The sequence below is a fragment of the Burkholderia sp. FW306-1C-G01B genome (assembly GCF_058781685.1).
Genome location: NZ_JBYSWZ010000014.1, coordinates 1 through 15,242, shown reverse-complemented (window position 1 = coordinate 15,242; position 15,242 = coordinate 1). Strand labels below are relative to the sequence as shown.

Here is a 15,242-nt window from a genome sequence, read left to right as displayed (position 1 = left end):
CGTGTTTATTGCGCGCGCAGCCGGTAGCCGCGCTGCGCCTTGCTGATGTTTTCGGGAGCGAGGCCCGGCAGCGCCTGCTGCAGTTCGGCGGCGAGCGTCGCGAGCGCCGCTTCCGGGCCGTCGATCAGTTCGAGTTCGATTTCGCTGATCGGTTCGCGGCGTGTTTCGTGGTCCGCCTGGACGACGATCTCGCCGAGGTCCACCGCGGCTTCGACGGTTGCGCCGCCGATTGCGATGCGCCACAGCGTACGCGAAAAATCCGTGCGGAACAGTGCGCGCAGCGCGCTCGCCGCGTCACGCAGCGCAGCGGCGGCTTCCGGCACGTCGCAGGCCGCGACGAGCGCATCGATCTCGAGCGCATCGCCGGCCACAGGCAGTTCCCATTCGTGGCGGCGATGCAGGCCGCCTTCCGCGCTGCCGACGGTCTTGAACGTCTGCAGCCAGCCTTGCGGCGCGCGGCGCACGCGCACCGCGCTCTTCGAGCGGGCCAGCGCCAGATCGGGCGTGTCGTAATAGACGTTCGCGAGCGTGATGTCGCGGCCGGGTTCGCCGGTCAGCGTCTCGAAGAAGCGCCGCGCGGCACCGGCCTGGCCGGCCGGCAGCGCGAGCTTGATTTCCTTTTCGATCGCCATCAGAAGAACATCCGTGCGAGCTCCTCGCCCGGCTGATCGGCGCGCATGAACGCTTCGCCGACGAGGAACGTGTTCACGTTCGCCGCGCGCATCGTGTCGACGTCGGTGCGCGACAGGATGCCCGATTCGGTCACGACGATCCGGTCCTGCGGAATCATGTCGAGCATGTCGAGCGTGGTCTGGATCGACGTCTCGAACGTGCGCAGGTTGCGGTTGTTGATGCCGAGCAGCGGCGTCTTGAGCGTCAGCGCCTGCTCCATCTCGTTGCGGTCGTGCACTTCGACCAGCACCGCGAGGCCGAGCGAGTGCGCGTATGCTTCGAGGTCCTGCATCAGCGGCGTGTCGAGTGCGGCGGCGATCAGCAGGATCGCGTCGGCGCCCATCGCGCGTGCTTCGAGGATCTGGTACGCGTCGACGATGAAGTCCTTGCGCAGCACCGGCAGCGTGCAGGCCGCGCGCGCCTCTTCGAGGTAGCGGACGCTTCCCTGGAAGAACTGCTCGTCGGTCAGCACCGACAGGCACGCGGCGCCGTGCGCCGCATACGAGCGCGCGATGTCGGCCGGCACGAAATGCTCGCGCAGCACGCCCTTCGACGGGCTTGCCTTCTTGATTTCGGCGATCACGGCAGCGTCGCCGGCCGCGTGCTTCGCACGCAGCGCGCCGACGAAGTCGCGCAGGTCGCGCGCGGATGCGTCCAGCTTCAGTGCCTCGAGCGGCGTGCTGCGCATGGCCGCCGCGACTTCTTCGCGCTTGACGGCGATGATTCGGTCGAGAATGTCGCTCATGTGGGTTCCTGCTTGAGTCGTAAGGGGAGTCAGCGCTTGAACTGCTGCGTGAAGCGCACGAGTTCGTCGACTTTCGCGCGTGCCTTGCCGCTCGCGATCGCTTCGCGGGCGAGCTGGATGCCGTCCGCGATCGATTCGGCGACGTTCGCCGCATAGAGCGCAGTACCCGAGTTTAGCGTGACGATCTCGCGGGCGACGCCCGGCTGGTTGTCCAGTGCGCCGAGCAGCATCGTGCGCGATTCTTCGGCATTTTCCACCTTCAGCGTGCGGTTCGACACCATCTGCAGGCCGAAGTCTTCCGGATGGATCTCGTATTCGTGCACCTTGCCGTCGCGCAATTCGCCGACGAGCGTCGCGGCACCGAGCGACACCTCGTCCATCCCGTCCTTGCCGTATACGACGAGTACGTGCTGCGCGCCGAGACGCTGCATCACGCGCACCTGGATGCCGACGAGGTCGGGGTGGAACACGCCCATCAACTGGTTCGGCGCGCCGGCCGGATTGGTCAGCGGGCCGAGGATGTTGAAGATCGTGCGCACGCCGAGCTCGCGGCGCACGGCCGCGATGTTCTTCATCGCCGGGTGATGGTTCGGCGCGAACATGAAGCCCATGCCCGTTTCGGCGATCGACGCGGCGACCTGGTCCGACTGCAGGTCGATGTTCACGCCGAGCGCCTCGAGCACGTCGGCGCTGCCTGACTTGCTCGACACGCCGCGGTTGCCGTGCTTCGCGACCTTTGCGCCGGCCGCCGCCGTGACGAACATCGACGCGGTCGAGATGTTGAACGTGTGCGAGCCGTCGCCGCCGGTGCCGACGATGTCGACGAAGTTCGAGTTGTCCTGAACGTCGACGTGGTTCGCGAATTCGCGCATCACGGTCGCGGCGGCGGCGATCTCGCCGATCGTCTCCTTCTTCACGCGCAGCCCGGTGATGATCGCGGCGGCCATCACGGGCGACATGTCGCCGCGCATGATGAGCCGCATCAGGTGCAGCATCTCGTCGTGGAAGATCTCGCGGTGTTCGATCGTGCGCTGCAGCGCTTCCTGCGGGGTAATCGTCATCATGAGGCTCCGGTCAGGCGGCTTGCGCGGCCGCGGCGCGGGCCTGCTTCAGGAAATTCTCGAGCAGCGCATGGCCGTGCTCGGACAGGATCGATTCCGGGTGGAACTGCACGCCCTCGACCGGCAGCGTCTTGTGGCGCACGCCCATGATTTCTCCGTCGTCGGTCCACGCGGACACCTCGAGGCAGTCGGGCAGCGATTCGCGCTCGATCGCGAGCGAATGGTAGCGCGTGACGTCGAAATGCTTCGGCAGGTCGGCGAACACGCCGCGGCAGTCCGTTTCGATCCGGCTCACCTTGCCGTGCATGATGGTCTTCGCGCGCACGACGCGGCCGCCGAATGCTTCGCCGATCGCCTGGTGGCCGAGGCAGACGCCGAGGATCGGCTTCCTGCCCGAAAATTCGCGCAGCACGTCGAGCGTGATGCCCGCGTGCTGCGGGTTGCTCGGGCCCGGCGACAGGCAGATCGCGTCGGGATTCAGGCGCGCGATCTCGTCGAGCGTGATTTCGTCGTTGCGGTACGTGTGCACGTCCTCGCCCAGTTCGCCGAAGTACTGGACCAGGTTGTAGGTGAACGAATCGTAGTTGTCGATCATGAGCAGCATGGTCAGTCTCCGGTCAGAAGTCGCTATCGAGGCCGTCCTGGACCTGTTCGGCCGCACGCAGCACCGCGCGCGCCTTGTTCTCGGTCTCTTGCCATTCGGATTCGGGCACCGAATCCGCGACGACGCCGGCCGCCGCTTGCACATACAGGTTGCCGTTGTGGATCAGGCCCGTGCGGATCGCGATCGCGAGATCCATCTCGCCCGAGAACGACAGGTAGCCCACCGCACCGCCGTACAGCCCGCGCTTGATCGGCTCGAGCTCGTCGATCAGTTCCATCGCGCGCACCTTCGGCGCACCGGACAGCGTGCCGGCCGGGAACGTCGCGCGCAGCACGTCGTAGTTCGTCATGCCGGGCTTCAGCTTGCCTTCGACCGAGCTGACGATGTGCTGCACGTGCGAGTACTTCTCGATGACCATCTTGTCGGTCACCTGCACCGAGCCGATCTCGGCGATGCGGCCGACGTCGTTGCGCGCGAGGTCGATCAGCATCACGTGCTCGGCGATCTCCTTCGGATCGTTGAGCAGCTCGGTCGCGAGTTCCGCGTCGCGCTCGGGCGTGTTGCCGCGCGGTCGCGTGCCGGCGAGCGGGCGAATCGTGACGATCTGGTCGTCGCCGCGCTTTTCCTGGCGCACGAGGATTTCCGGCGATGCGCCGACCACGTGGAAATCGCCGAAGTTGTAGTAGTACATGTACGGCGACGGATTCAGCGAACGCAGCGCGCGATACAGCGACAGCGGATTGTCGCGGTACGGCTTGGTCAGCCGCTGGCCGACCTGGATCTGCATCAGTTCGCCGGCCGCGATGTATTCCTTCGCCTGGCGCACGGCGGCCAGATAGTCTTCCTTCTTGAACTCGCGGAACGTCTCGGTGCGCACGCTCGCCGACGTGACGGGCGGCTGCACGGTCGTGCGCAGGCGCTGCTTCAGTTCGCGCAGGCGCTGTTTCGCCTTCGCGTAGGCTTCCGGCTGGCCCGGGTCCGCGTAGATGATCAGGTACAGCTTGCCGGCGAGGTTGTCGATCACCGCGACTTCCTCGGTCAGCAGCAACTGGATGTCGGGCAGGCCGAGATCGTCGCGCGGCGCGGTGTTTGCGAGCTTCTTCTCGATGTAGCGCACCGCATCGTAGCCGAAGTAGCCGGCGAGACCGCCGCAGAAGCGCGGCAGGCCCGGACGCTGCGCCACCTTGAAGCGCGCCTGGAACGATTCGATGAATTGGAACGGGTCGCCGTCATGCGTCTCGACGACCTGGCCGTCGCGCACGACTTCCGACACGCCGTTGCGGGTGCGCACGAGCGTGCGGGCGGGCAGGCCGATGAACGAGTAGCGGCCGAAGCGTTCGCCGCCGACCACCGATTCGAGCAGGAACGAGTTGGCGCCCGCACGTTCGGGCTGGGCCAGCTTCAGGTAGAGGGACAGCGGCGTTTCGAGATCGGCGAGGGCTTCCGCGATCAGCGGGATACGGTTGTAGCCTTCGTTCGCGAGCGATTGGAATTCGAGTTCGGTCATGTTCCGGTCCTGTTCGGGACGAGCGGCGCGTGCGCCAGGGATCACTTGACGCTGCGCGGGTTGCCGTCGGCGAAAGGGCGGTCGATCGAGAAGTGCCTGTTGCCGGCCGGCACTCCGGGCGTGAACGTCGCGAGCCTGCGGCCGATCCTGAACGCAAGCGTTCGGACGCGGTGGAACTCGAGGTGGTGCGACGATCGGCGCGCGGATGCGCAGCGAGATAAAAAACGGCGCTGAAGACGTGCTTCAGCGTACCTCATCGAAGAGGTTAGCGCGACCAGCGACGCCAGGGCCAGGCTCCCCGGTCGATGCTGCTCAGACTCCGTTTTTTATTCAGAAACATGCGGATGGAAGAAATAATCAGATGGTTGGCCGGCCGGCGTTGTGCGCGGTGATCGCGCGGGCCGCGACCAGCAACGAATCGACTATACCATCCGAATTTATCGTTTGTATAGCTTTGCCGTGGTTATAGCCATACGGCACCGTCAGTGTCGCCATCCCGGCTGCGCGGCCCGCCAGCGCGTCGTTTTCCGAGTCGCCGATCGCGACCGCCGCGTCCGGCGCGACGCCGAGTGCGTCGCAGGCCGTCAGCATCGGCAGCGGGTCGGGCTTCTTGCGTGCGACGCTGTCGCCGCCGAGCACGATGCCGAAGCAATCGGCCAGCCCGTATTGTTCGAGCAGCTCGACCGCGAAGCGGTGCGGCTTGTTCGTCACGCACGCGAGCCGGATGCCGGCCGCGCGCAGCGCGTCGAGACCGGCGGCCACGTCCGGATAGAGGCGCGTATGGCGGCCGTTGATCTTCGCGTATTCGGTCTGGTAGATCGCCAGTGCGTCGTCGAAGCGCGCGTGCGCCTCGCCGGCCGGGAAGCGCGGCTTCAGCACGCTCTGGATCAGGTGTTCGGAGCCCTTGCCGACGTAGCCGATCACTTCGTCGCGCGATGTGGCCGGCGCGTCGAGCCGCGCAAGCATCCCGTTCAGGCCGGCTGTGAAATCGTCGGCCGTGTCGACCATCGTGCCGTCGAGATCGATCAGCGCCGCGTCGATGCGCGGCGCGGCGAAGCGGATCGGGGCGGCGTTCGTTGCGGCCCCGGCCGGCGCACGGCCGGCGAGCGACGATTCGGCCACGGCGTCAGCTCCGCTCGACGGTGGCGAGCGCGGCGCGCATCTCGTCGATCACCTTGCGGTAGTCGGGCTTGCCGAAGATCGCCGAACCGGCGACGAAGGTGTCGGCGCCGGCCGCCGCGATTTCCGCGATGTTGTCGGTCTTCACGCCGCCGTCGACCTCGAGCAGGATCTCGCGGCCCGTACGCTCGGTGTACGCGTCGATACGTGCGCGTGCTTCGCGCAGCTTGTTCAGCGTTTCCGGAATGAACGACTGGCCGCCGAAGCCGGGGTTGACCGACATCAGCAGCACGAAGTCGAGGCGGTCCATCACGTGGTCGAGATAGTTCAGCGGCGTGGCCGGGTTGAATACGAGGCCGGCCTTGCAGCCGTGGTCGCGGATCAGCGACAGCGTGCGGTCGATGTGATCGGAGCCTTCCGGGTGGAAGCTGATCAGGTTCGCACCGGCCTTCGCAAAATCGGGCACGATCCGGTCGACCGGGCGTACCATCAGGTGTACGTCGATCGGCACCTGCACGTGCGGGCGGATCGCTTCGCACACGAGCGGGCCGATCGTCAGGTTCGGCACATAATGGTTGTCCATCACGTCGAAGTGGATCCAGTCGGCGCCGGCGGCGACCACGTTGCGGACTTCTTCGCCGAGCCGTGCGAAATCGGCCGACAGGATGCTGGGAGCGATGCGGAATTGGGTCATGGCAGGGGGAGCGGGGACGTTGCGGCGCAAAACCGACATTCTACCGCCCGGCGGCCGGCTCGCGGCGGCAGGCCGTGCGGTTGCGGCCCGATTCCGCATCAAGCAGAATGCCGAACCAAAGCGGCGCGTCCGCGGCCCCGTCGCCCATGCCGGCACGGACAGTCACCCTCCAGTGGAAACACCATGAGTCAGTATCAGTTCACCGTTTCGGTGAAAACCAGCTACTTGCCGGAACAATCCGACCCCGATCGCCGTCAATACGCATTCGCGTACACGCTGACGATCCGCAACACGGGGCAGGTCGCGGCGCAACTGATCGCGCGTCACTGGATCATCACGGACAGCGAGAGCCACGTGCAGGAAGTGAAGGGGCTCGGCGTCGTCGGGCACCAGCCGCTGCTGCAGCCGGGCGAGCAGTTCGAATACACGAGCTGGGCCGTGATCGCGACGCCGGTCGGTACGATGCGTGGCGCGTACTTCTGCGTGGCGGAGGACGGCGAGCGTTTCGAGGCGCCGGTCGACGAGTTTGCACTGCACATGCCGCGCACGCTGCATTGAGCGCGCGCGGAGCGCGTCAGCGCGGCTGGCGATCGTTGTTGCGGGCGTGCTTCTTTCTGCCCGACGACGTCCACACGACGATGAAGATCAGCAGGGCAAGCGCTACGAAGGCTTCGAGCGCGAAGATGAGCATCGGATATTGGTCGAGAAAATCTGACATGGCGGTTTCCATCAAGAACGGACATTGTATGTGGTTTGGGCCCCGGCTGGCCGGCTGGGTTGCGGCGGCCGCGGCGGCGGCGCTGCTGGCCGCGTGCGGCGGCGCGCCGACGCGAACGTCTGCGCTCAAGCCGCCGACCGGCGCGGCGATCGTGCCGGGGCAGGTTGCCGCGAAGCGGCTCACGCCGGTTGCGTGGCAGCAGGTGCCGGGCTGGCAGGACGATTCGCTGCTCGGCGCGACGGCCGCGCTGCGGCAGAACTGCGCGCGGCTCGCGCGCCAGCCGGCCTGGCAGCGCGCTTGTGCGGCCGCCGACCGGCTCGACGAGCTCGATGTCAGCAGCGCACGCACTTTCTTCGAAACGTATTTCACGCCGTTCCAGCTCGCGAACACCGACGGCACGCTCGACGGGCTCGTGACCGGCTATTACGAGCCGCTGCTGCATGGCTCGCGCGTGCGCCGCGGCCCGTATCAATACGCGCTCTATCGCTGGCCGGCCGGTTATCGCGCGGGCGCCGCGCTGCCTGCGCGCGCGCAGCTCGAGCGTGCGGGCATCCTGAACGGCAACGAACTCGTGTGGGTCGACGATCCGATCGAGGCGTTCTTCCTGCAGGTGCAGGGCTCGGGGCGCGTGCTGCTCGACGATGGTTCGGTGATGCGGGTCGGCTTCGGCGGCACCAACAACCAGCCGTACCGCTCGATCGGCAAGTGGTTGCTCGATCGCGGCGAGCTGACGCCCGCACAGGCGACGATGCAGGGTATCAAGGCGTGGGCGAAGGCGAATCCGAACCGTGTCGACGCGTTGCTCGATACGAATCCGCGGTTCGTGTTCTTCCGCGACATGCCGATCAAGGAGGACGCGCCGCACGGCGGCGCGGACGGCCCGATCGGCGCGCTCGGCGTGCCGCTGACGGCGGAGCGTTCGATCGCGGTCGATCCGTCGTCGATCCCGCTCGGCACGCCCGTGTTCCTGCAGACCACGCGTCCGCTGACGAATACGCCGATGAACCGGCTCGTGTTCGCGCAGGATACGGGCTCCGCGATCAAGGGCGGCGTGCGGGCCGACTATTTCTGGGGACTCGGCGACGACGCAGGCGACCAGGCCGGCCGGATGAAGCAGGTCGGCCGGATGTGGCTGCTGTTCCCGAATTCGTGACGTGAGGCGGCATCGGCTGCTCGGGAGCCGCCCGCGCATGAGGCGGGGTATTCGTGGGCGCGACGGTGTGCGTGGAGTGCGTCGGTTCGAGAGCGGTGTACCCGTGTGGTTTCAGTTCGTGTGATGCGCCTGTCGCGTTGAACGACGTCGCGGAACACAATAAATAGCCCGATTGGCGTTGGCCGATCGGGCTGTTTCGTTTGTTGCGCAACGGGATTGCCTCTCCGCGCGACGCACGCGCAGCGTCTGCCGTCAGCCCTTGCGCTTGTCGACGACGCGGCGTGCCTTGCCGACCGAGCGCTCGATCCCGTTCACGGGCAGCACGTTGATCACGGCCGTCACGCCGATCAGCGACTTGATGTCATGCGCGAGCGCCTGTTTCGCCGCGTGGATCGCCGCCGTATCCGGAGCGGTGTCGGGACAGGGCTCGACGCTGAGCGTCAGCACGTCGAGCGGGCCTTCCTTCGTCAGTACGATCTGATAGTGCGGTGCGAGCGCGCGCTGCTTGAGCAACTGTTCCTCGATTTGCGTCGGGAACACGTTGACGCCGCGCACGATCATCATGTCGTCCGAGCGGCCGGTGATCTTTTCCATCCGGCGCATCGTGCGAGCGGTGCCGGGTAGCAGGCGCGTGAGGTCGCGTGTCCGGTAGCGGATGATCGGCAGCGCCTCCTTCGTCAGCGACGTGAACACGAGCTCGCCGAATTCGCCGTCCGGCAGCACTTCGCCGGTTTCCGGATCGATGATTTCCGGATAGAAGTGATCTTCCCAGATGGTCGGGCCGTCCTTGGTCTCGACGCATTCGGACGCGACGCCGGGGCCCATCACTTCGGACAGCCCGTAGATGTCGACCGCATCGATGCCCATCCGCTGCTCGATCGCGACGCGCATGTCGTTGGTCCATGGCTCCGCGCCGAAGATGCCGATGCGCAGCGAGCTCTGCACGGGATCGAGGCCCTGGCGCTCGATTTCGTCGGCGATCGACAACATGTAGCTCGGCGTCACCATGATGATGTCGGGCCGGAAATCCTGGATCAGTTGTACCTGCTTCTCGGTCTGGCCGCCGCCGAACGGGATCACGGTCAATCCTGCACGTTCGGCGCCGTAGTGCGCGCCGAGCCCGCCGGTGAACAAGCCGTACCCGTAGCTGACGTGTACCTTGTCGCCGCGACGTGCGCCGGCGGCGCGGATCGAGCGCGCGACGAGATTCGCCCACGTGTCGATGTCGCCGGCCGTATAGCCGACGACCGTCGGCTTGCCGGTCGTGCCCGATGACGCGTGGATGCGCGAGATCTGGTCCTGCGGCACGGCGAACATCCCGAACGGGTAACTGTCACGCAGGTCGCCTTTCGTCGTGAACGGGAAGCGCGACAGGTCGGAGAGCGTTTTCAGGTCGTCGGGATGCACGCCCGCGTCGTCGAATTTGCGACGATAGACGGGAGAGTGGTCATACGCATGCCGGAGCGACCACTTGAGGCGTTCGAGCTGCAGCGCGGTCAACTCGTCGCGTGAGGCGGTCTCGATCGGCTCGAGCGGTAGCGAGGTAGTCATGCATGTCTCCAGTGTTTGTTATGTGCGAGCCGTTGACGTCAGCGGTCTTCCGGGATGACCGTGCCCTTGATCTGGGCGGATTTGCCGCGAAACATCGCGACCGTTTCGCCTGTCTGGTTCGTGACGCGGATGTCGTAGATGCCGTGGCGGCCGGCGCGCGCCTGTTCGATCGCCTCGGCCGTCAGCACGTCGTCGCCGTGCACGGCGCGCAGGAATTCGATCGAGCAGCCGGCAGCGACCGTATTCAGGTTGTACGAGTTGCACGCGAACGCGAATGTCGAATCGGCGAGCGTAAAGATGATCCCGCCGTGGCAGGTCCGATGCCCGTTCAGGAATTCGGGCCGCACGCGCATCTGCAGGCGTGCGTAGCCGGCGCGTACTTCCGCGATTTCCATGCCGAACGCGCGGCTGCATGCGTCGGCGTCGTACATGGCCTGTGCGGTGGCGCGGGCGAGCGAATCGGGATCGAGCGTGGCGGTGGCGGCCGTCATGTCAACGCCCCTCGAAGCGTGGAGCACGCTTCTCGACGAATGCCTTCACGCCTTCCGCATAGTCGAGCGACTGGCCCAGCTTGCGCTGCATGTCGCGTTCCAGGTCGAGTTGCTGGTCGAGCGTGTTCGTGACGCTGTCGCGCATCGATTGCTTGATCGATGCGATCGCGAGCGTCGGCTGTTGCGCGAGCTGGGTCGCGAGCTGGCGGGCTGACGCGGCGAGTGCGTCGTCGTCGACCGCACGCCAGATCAGGCCCCACTGTTCGGCCTGTTCGGCGCCGAGCTTGTCGCCGGTCAGCGCGAGCCCCAGCGCACGTGCCATGCCGACGCGTTGCGGCAGGAACCACGTGCCGCCTGAATCGGGTACGAGCCCGATCTTGACGAAGGCCTGGATGAAACTGCTCGAGCGGGCGGCGAACACGAGATCGCATGCGAGCGCGAGATTCGCGCCGGCGCCGGCCGCCGTGCCGTTGACGGCGGCGATCACCGGCAGCGGCAGACGCTGCAGGCGGCGGATCAGCGGATTGAAATGCTCGTCGATCAGCGTGCCGAGGTCGGTGGACGCGCCCGGCGTGAAGTCGAGGTCGGCGAGGTCCTGGCCCGCGCAGAAGCCGCGCCCCGTACCCGTCAGAATCAGCGCGCGTGCGCCGGCCGCTTCGACTTCATCGAGAGCCGACTGCAGTTCGCGATGCATCGCCCGCGTGAAGCTGTTCAGCTTGTCGGGGCGGTTGAGGGTGATCGTGGCCACGCGCGCGGCCTGATCGATATCCAGCTGAATCGCTTGGTAGGACATGCAGTGTCTCCTTCATGACTTCGTTATAGGCGCGCGGCGTGTCGGTTACACGCGTTCGATCGCGAGTGCGATGCCCTGGCCGACGCCGATGCACATCGTACAGAGCGCAAAGCGGCCGCCCGTACGCTCGAGTTGATGGAGCGCCGTGGTCACGAGCCGGGCCCCCGATGCGCCGAGCGGATGACCGAGTGCGATCGCGCCGCCGTTCGGGTTCACGCGCGGATCGTCGTCGGCGACGCCGAGCATGCGCAGTACCGCGAGACCCTGCGACGCAAACGCCTCGTTCAACTCGATCACGTCGAACTGGTCGATGGTCATGCCGAGCTGGCGCAGCAGTTTCTGCGTGGCCGGCGCGGGGCCGATGCCCATCACGCGCGGCTCGACGCCTGCCGTCGCCATGCCGATGACGCGCGCGCGGCGGCGCAGGCCGTACTGATCGGCTGCCTGTGCATTGGCGAGCAGCAGCGCGCACGCGCCGTCGTTGACGCCCGATGCATTGCCGGCCGTTACAGAGCCGTCGGGACGCACGACGCCCTTCAGCTTCGCGAGTGCTTCGAGCGACGTCTCGCGCGGATGCTCGTCGCGCGACACGACCACCGGATCGCCCTTCTTCTGCGCAATCGTGACGGCAACGATTTCCTCGGCGAGCGTGCCGTCCTGCTGCGCACGCGCGGCCTTTTGCTGGCTGCGCAGCGCGAACAGGTCCTGGTCGGCACGGCTGATGTTGTAGTCGACCGCGACGTTCTCGGCCGTCTCCGGCATCGAATCGACGCCGTGAAGCTGTTTCATCAGCGGATTGACGAAGCGCCAGCCGATCGTCGTATCGAAGATGTCGGCCTGGCGTGCGAACGCGCTCGCGGCCTTGCCCATCACGAACGGCGCGCGCGTCATGCTCTCGACGCCGCCGGCGATCATCAGGCGCGCTTCGCCCGACTTGATCGCGCGCGCGGCCGTGCCGACCGCGTCCATCCCGGAGCCGCACAGCCGGTTCAGCGTCGTACCCGGCACGGCGGTCGGCAGGCCCGCGAGCAGCGCCGACATGCGCGCGACGTTGCGGTTGTCTTCGCCTGCCTGGTTCGCGCAGCCGTAGATCACGTCGTCGATCGCCGTCCAGTCGACGTGGCGATTGCGCTCGATCAGAGCCTTGAGCGGCACCGCGCCGAGATCATCGGCACGGACATCTTTCAGGGCGCCGCCGTAGCGGCCGATGGGGGTGCGAATCGCGTCGCAGATGTAGGCGTCTGTCATGGGCGTATCGATGGGCAACGAACCCGCCGGGTGGCGGATTCGTTCATGGTAGAGAACGTGGCGGCGTTTGCACGTCCGCCATTCGAGTTATGCCGTTTGGCCAGCTTCCGCGGGTACCGCCTTCGGGGCAACATGGACGCGGCTTTGCACCACGCGGAACCGGTTGGCGACGAACGCCGGGTCGGCCAGCGCCGCGTTGGCAGCCGGGTTGGCTCCCGTGCCGTGGAAATCGGAGAACGCGGCCGACTGGTTGACGAACACGCCGCCCGTCAGATTGATCGACAGCGCGACACCGCCGCGCACCGCTGCGTCGTGGGCGGCGTCGACGATTGCGTCGTCGGTGCTGTAGACGGAGAAGGTCAGCGCGCCATGTTCCGCCGCGATTTCACCGGCGAGATCGAGCGACTGCGCGGTCGAGTCGGTCGCGATCACGAACGAGATCGGGCCGAACCACTCCTGCGTGAATTTCTCGCGATCGGTCACGTCGAGTTGCAGCACGAGCGGTGTGCGCACGCGGGCATCGGGGAACGCGGGGTGCTGAAGGGCCACGCTGTCGGCGAGTACGCGGCCGAGCTGGCGGGCGTCCTCGATACGTGCGGTCACGCCGTCGTTCTGAATTGCGCCGATCAGTTCGACCGAGCGTGCCGGGTCTCCGGTGAGTTTTTGCACGGCAACCGCGATGGCTTGCGCGACTTCGTCGAAGCTCGCATGGCCGTCCGCCGTCCGGATGCCGTCGCGCGGCACATAGATGTTCTGCGGCGCCGTGCACATCTGGCCGGAGTACAGCGCCAGCGAGAACGCGATGTTCTTGGCTGCGGCCTTCAGGTCGTCGGTCGAGTCGATCACGATCTGGTTGACGCCGGCCTTCTCGGTGTAGACCTGTGCCTGGTGGGCATGGCGTTCGAGCCACGTGCCGTTCTGCGTGCTGCCCGTGAAGTCGATCAGCTTGATCTCGGGGCGCAGCGCGAGGTCCTGAACGAGGGCGCCGTCGTTGGGCTCGGTCGCAAGGAGCGTGACGACGTTCGGATCGAACCCGGCTTCGCGCAGCACGTCGCGGGCGATCCGGACCGTGATTGCGAGCGGCAGGATCGCACCCGGATGCGGTTTGACGATTACGGTGTTACCGGTTGCCAGATCGGCGAACAGGCCCGGGTAGCCGTTCCAGGTCGGGAACGTGCAGCAGCCGAGCACGAGTCCCGTGCCGCGCGGGACGATCGTGTAGCGCTTGTGCATCGCGAGCGGCGGGTTCTTGCCTTGCGGCTTTTCCCAGTGCGCATCGGCCGGGATGCGGCGCAGTTCGTCCCATGCATAGGCAACAGCCTCGAGTGCACGATCCTGCGCGTGCGGGCCGCCGGCCTGGAACGCCATCATGAATGCCTGCCCCGTGGTGTGCATCACGCTATAGGCGATCTCGAAACTCGCGCGGTTCAGGCGCGCGAGGATTTCGAGGCTGACGCCGATCCAGGCGCTGGGGCCGGCTTCGCGCCACGTGCGTTGCGCGGCGGCTGCGGCGGCGATCAGTGCGTCGGGCGCCGACTTCGGATACCGGATGCCCAGTGCGATGCCGTACGGCGATCGCTCCGCGCCGACCGTTTCGCCGGACGCCGGCTGGTCGAGCGCGAACGTCTTGTCGAGGTGCGACTTGAAAGCTGCTTCGCCGTCTGCGTTCGCGCTTTCCCCGTACACTTTGGGACTCGGCATTTCGACGAACGGGCTCCAGTACCCGCGGCTCTCGATGGCGGCGAGTGCGTGCTTCAACGTGTCTTCGTGCTTCGTGAACAGTGCATGGGTCATGGCGGCGGCCTGATGGACGATGAGAGGGGTTGGATCGATTAATTAACCGACCGGTTGGTCGGAGAATGTTAGCATCAAACTATTCGCATGTGCGAGGCGTTTCTCATTTCATTGATCGAGGAGAAATAGATGGCTTACGAGAACATCCTGGCGGAGACCCGGGGGCGTGTCGGGCTGGTTACGCTGAACCGTCCGAAGGCGCTGAACGCGCTGAACGATGCGTTGATGGATGAGTTGGGCGATGCACTGAAGGCGTTCGATGCGGACGACGGCATCGGCGCGATCGTCGTGACGGGGAGCGAGAAGGCGTTCGCAGCCGGCGCGGACATCGGCATGATGGCGACCTATTCCTATATGGATGTTTACCGGGGCGACTACATTACGCGCAACTGGGAGACGGTCCGTCAGATCCGCAAGCCGATCATTGCCGCGGTGTCGGGCTTTGCGCTGGGCGGCGGCTGCGAGCTCGCGATGATGTGCGACATCATCTTCGCGGCGGACACGGCCAAGTTCGGCCAGCCGGAGATCAAGCTGGGCATCATGCCGGGCGCGGGCGGCACGCAGCGTCTGCCGCGCGCGGTGTCGAAGGCGAAGGCGATGGACATGTGCCTGACCGCGCGCTTCATGGACGCCGCCGAAGCGGAGCGAGCAGGGCTCGTGTCGCGCGTGCTGCCGGCCGACAAGCTGCTCGACGAGGCGATTGCGGCCGCGGCGACGATTGCCGAGTTCTCGCTGCCGGCGGTCATGATGGTCAAGGAGTCGGTGAACCGCGCGTATGAGACGACGCTGGCAGAGGGTGTCCACTTCGAGCGCCGGCTGTTCCATTCGCTGTTTGCGACTGAGGACCAGAAGGAAGGGATGGCGGCATTCGTCGAGAAACGGAAGCCCGAGTTCAAGAACCGCTGAGTGGGCTGCGCCGCGGCAGGTGTCTGGCGACTGGTTGGCGATGGTTGCGGCGCGGTTGCCCGACCCGTCGAGCCCCAAGCCTCCGTGCGCGTGAGCGCACGGGGGCTTTTTCAAAATAATTTCACAAAAGGGCTTGCGGAGACGGGGGCGGGTGCATAGAATCACGCCTCTTTCGCGCTAACGGAA

The 15,242-nt window shown here is 66.4% G+C and carries 15 protein-coding genes; 3 read left to right on the top strand and 12 right to left on the bottom strand.

The window, feature by feature from the left end; genetic code table 11:
• Positions 1-5 precede the first annotated feature (5 nt).
• From AC3WLY_RS25575 to rpe, 7 genes are all read right to left on the bottom strand, one after another.
• On the bottom strand, positions 6-632 hold the full coding sequence (locus AC3WLY_RS25575) for a CYTH domain-containing protein (RefSeq protein ID WP_175963158.1): 627 nt from the start codon (positions 630-632) through the stop codon (positions 6-8).
• Complete coding sequence (gene trpC, locus AC3WLY_RS25570) at positions 632-1,417, bottom strand: indole-3-glycerol phosphate synthase TrpC (RefSeq protein WP_175963157.1); 786 nt, start codon at positions 1,415-1,417, stop codon at positions 632-634. The genes AC3WLY_RS25575 and trpC overlap by 1 nt, the downstream gene beginning before the upstream one ends.
• Positions 1,418-1,446: 29 nt before the next feature.
• Complete coding sequence (gene trpD, locus AC3WLY_RS25565; protein ID WP_034183751.1) at positions 1,447-2,478, bottom strand: anthranilate phosphoribosyltransferase; 1,032 nt, start codon at positions 2,476-2,478, stop codon at positions 1,447-1,449.
• 13 nt (positions 2,479-2,491) lie between these two features.
• Positions 2,492-3,082 (bottom strand): aminodeoxychorismate/anthranilate synthase component II, encoded by a 591-nt coding sequence (locus tag AC3WLY_RS25560; RefSeq protein WP_072443047.1) that lies wholly within the window; start codon positions 3,080-3,082, stop codon positions 2,492-2,494.
• Positions 3,083-3,095: 13 nt separating this feature from the next.
• Positions 3,096-4,589: an anthranilate synthase component I gene (gene trpE / locus AC3WLY_RS25555; RefSeq protein ID WP_034183729.1), complete on the bottom strand. Its 1,494-nt coding sequence runs from the start codon at positions 4,587-4,589 to the stop codon at positions 3,096-3,098.
• A 357-nt stretch (positions 4,590-4,946) separates the two neighbouring features.
• Positions 4,947-5,711, bottom strand: coding sequence for a phosphoglycolate phosphatase (locus AC3WLY_RS25550; protein ID WP_492308837.1), 765 nt, complete (start codon positions 5,709-5,711; stop codon positions 4,947-4,949).
• Between the two features lie 4 nt (positions 5,712-5,715).
• A complete protein-coding gene (gene rpe, locus AC3WLY_RS25545) occupies positions 5,716-6,402 on the bottom strand; it encodes a ribulose-phosphate 3-epimerase (RefSeq protein ID WP_011883156.1) in 687 nt (228 codons plus the stop codon).
• 183 nt (positions 6,403-6,585) lie between these two features.
• On the opposite strand from rpe, the gene apaG reads away from it, so the two are divergent.
• Both apaG and mltA read left to right on the top strand, forming a co-directional pair.
• Positions 6,586-6,960 (top strand): Co2+/Mg2+ efflux protein ApaG, encoded by a 375-nt coding sequence (gene apaG / locus AC3WLY_RS25540; protein WP_083534227.1) that lies wholly within the window; start codon positions 6,586-6,588, stop codon positions 6,958-6,960.
• A gap of 80 nt (positions 6,961-7,040) precedes the next feature.
• The gene (gene mltA / locus AC3WLY_RS25535; protein WP_492308838.1) at positions 7,041-8,273 is read left to right on the top strand and encodes a murein transglycosylase A; all 1,233 of its coding nucleotides are present in this window, start codon (positions 7,041-7,043) and stop codon (positions 8,271-8,273) included.
• Between the two features lie 252 nt (positions 8,274-8,525).
• Here the strand turns inward: mltA and paaK are convergent, their stop codons facing one another.
• The 5 genes from paaK to paaN all read right to left on the bottom strand — a co-directional run bounded on the left by paaK (position 8,526) and on the right by paaN (position 14,150).
• Positions 8,526-9,824, bottom strand: coding sequence for a phenylacetate--CoA ligase PaaK (gene paaK / locus AC3WLY_RS25530; protein WP_492308839.1), 1,299 nt, complete (start codon positions 9,822-9,824; stop codon positions 8,526-8,528).
• A gap of 38 nt (positions 9,825-9,862) precedes the next feature.
• A complete protein-coding gene (paaI, locus tag AC3WLY_RS25525; RefSeq protein WP_175963153.1) occupies positions 9,863-10,315 on the bottom strand; it encodes a hydroxyphenylacetyl-CoA thioesterase PaaI in 453 nt (150 codons plus the stop codon).
• Position 10,316: 1 nt separating this feature from the next.
• Positions 10,317-11,108 (bottom strand): 2-(1,2-epoxy-1,2-dihydrophenyl)acetyl-CoA isomerase PaaG, encoded by a 792-nt coding sequence (gene paaG / locus AC3WLY_RS25520; RefSeq protein WP_492308840.1) that lies wholly within the window; start codon positions 11,106-11,108, stop codon positions 10,317-10,319.
• 45 nt (positions 11,109-11,153) lie between these two features.
• Complete coding sequence (gene pcaF / locus AC3WLY_RS25515; RefSeq protein ID WP_492308841.1) at positions 11,154-12,356, bottom strand: 3-oxoadipyl-CoA thiolase; 1,203 nt, start codon at positions 12,354-12,356, stop codon at positions 11,154-11,156.
• Between the two features lie 87 nt (positions 12,357-12,443).
• The gene (gene paaN / locus AC3WLY_RS25510) at positions 12,444-14,150 is read right to left on the bottom strand and encodes a phenylacetic acid degradation protein PaaN (RefSeq protein ID WP_175963150.1); all 1,707 of its coding nucleotides are present in this window, start codon (positions 14,148-14,150) and stop codon (positions 12,444-12,446) included.
• A gap of 129 nt (positions 14,151-14,279) precedes the next feature.
• Here paaN and AC3WLY_RS25505 point away from each other — a divergent pair, with 129 nt between their 5' ends.
• Complete coding sequence (locus AC3WLY_RS25505; RefSeq protein ID WP_175963149.1) at positions 14,280-15,056, top strand: enoyl-CoA hydratase; 777 nt, start codon at positions 14,280-14,282, stop codon at positions 15,054-15,056.
• The last annotated feature ends 186 nt before the right edge of the window (positions 15,057-15,242 follow it).

What these genes read in the sequence shown, in the direction of transcription:
- AC3WLY_RS25575 (WP_175963158.1), bottom strand. Translation starts at nt 632, where the DNA reads ATGGCGATCGAAAAGGAAATCAAGCTCGCGCTGCCGGCCGGCCAGGCC.
- trpC (WP_175963157.1), bottom strand. Translation starts at nt 1,417, where the DNA reads ATGAGCGACATTCTCGACCGAATCATCGCCGTCAAGCGCGAAGAAGTC.
- trpD (WP_034183751.1), bottom strand. Translation starts at nt 2,478, where the DNA reads ATGACGATTACCCCGCAGGAAGCGCTGCAGCGCACGATCGAACACCGC.
- AC3WLY_RS25560 (WP_072443047.1), bottom strand. Translation starts at nt 3,082, where the DNA reads ATGCTGCTCATGATCGACAACTACGATTCGTTCACCTACAACCTGGTC.
- trpE (WP_034183729.1), bottom strand. Translation starts at nt 4,589, where the DNA reads ATGACCGAACTCGAATTCCAATCGCTCGCGAACGAAGGCTACAACCGT.
- rpe (WP_011883156.1), bottom strand. Translation starts at nt 6,402, where the DNA reads ATGACCCAATTCCGCATCGCTCCCAGCATCCTGTCGGCCGATTTCGCA.
- apaG (WP_083534227.1), top strand. Translation starts at nt 6,586, where the DNA reads ATGAGTCAGTATCAGTTCACCGTTTCGGTGAAAACCAGCTACTTGCCG.
- mltA (WP_492308838.1), top strand. Translation starts at nt 7,041, where the DNA reads ATGAAGATCAGCAGGGCAAGCGCTACGAAGGCTTCGAGCGCGAAGATG.
- paaK (WP_492308839.1), bottom strand. Translation starts at nt 9,824, where the DNA reads ATGACTACCTCGCTACCGCTCGAGCCGATCGAGACCGCCTCACGCGAC.
- paaI (WP_175963153.1), bottom strand. Translation starts at nt 10,315, where the DNA reads ATGACGGCCGCCACCGCCACGCTCGATCCCGATTCGCTCGCCCGCGCC.
- paaG (WP_492308840.1), bottom strand. Translation starts at nt 11,108, where the DNA reads ATGTCCTACCAAGCGATTCAGCTGGATATCGATCAGGCCGCGCGCGTG.
- pcaF (WP_492308841.1), bottom strand. Translation starts at nt 12,356, where the DNA reads ATGACAGACGCCTACATCTGCGACGCGATTCGCACCCCCATCGGCCGC.
- paaN (WP_175963150.1), bottom strand. Translation starts at nt 14,150, where the DNA reads ATGACCCATGCACTGTTCACGAAGCACGAAGACACGTTGAAGCACGCA.
- AC3WLY_RS25505 (WP_175963149.1), top strand. Translation starts at nt 14,280, where the DNA reads ATGGCTTACGAGAACATCCTGGCGGAGACCCGGGGGCGTGTCGGGCTG.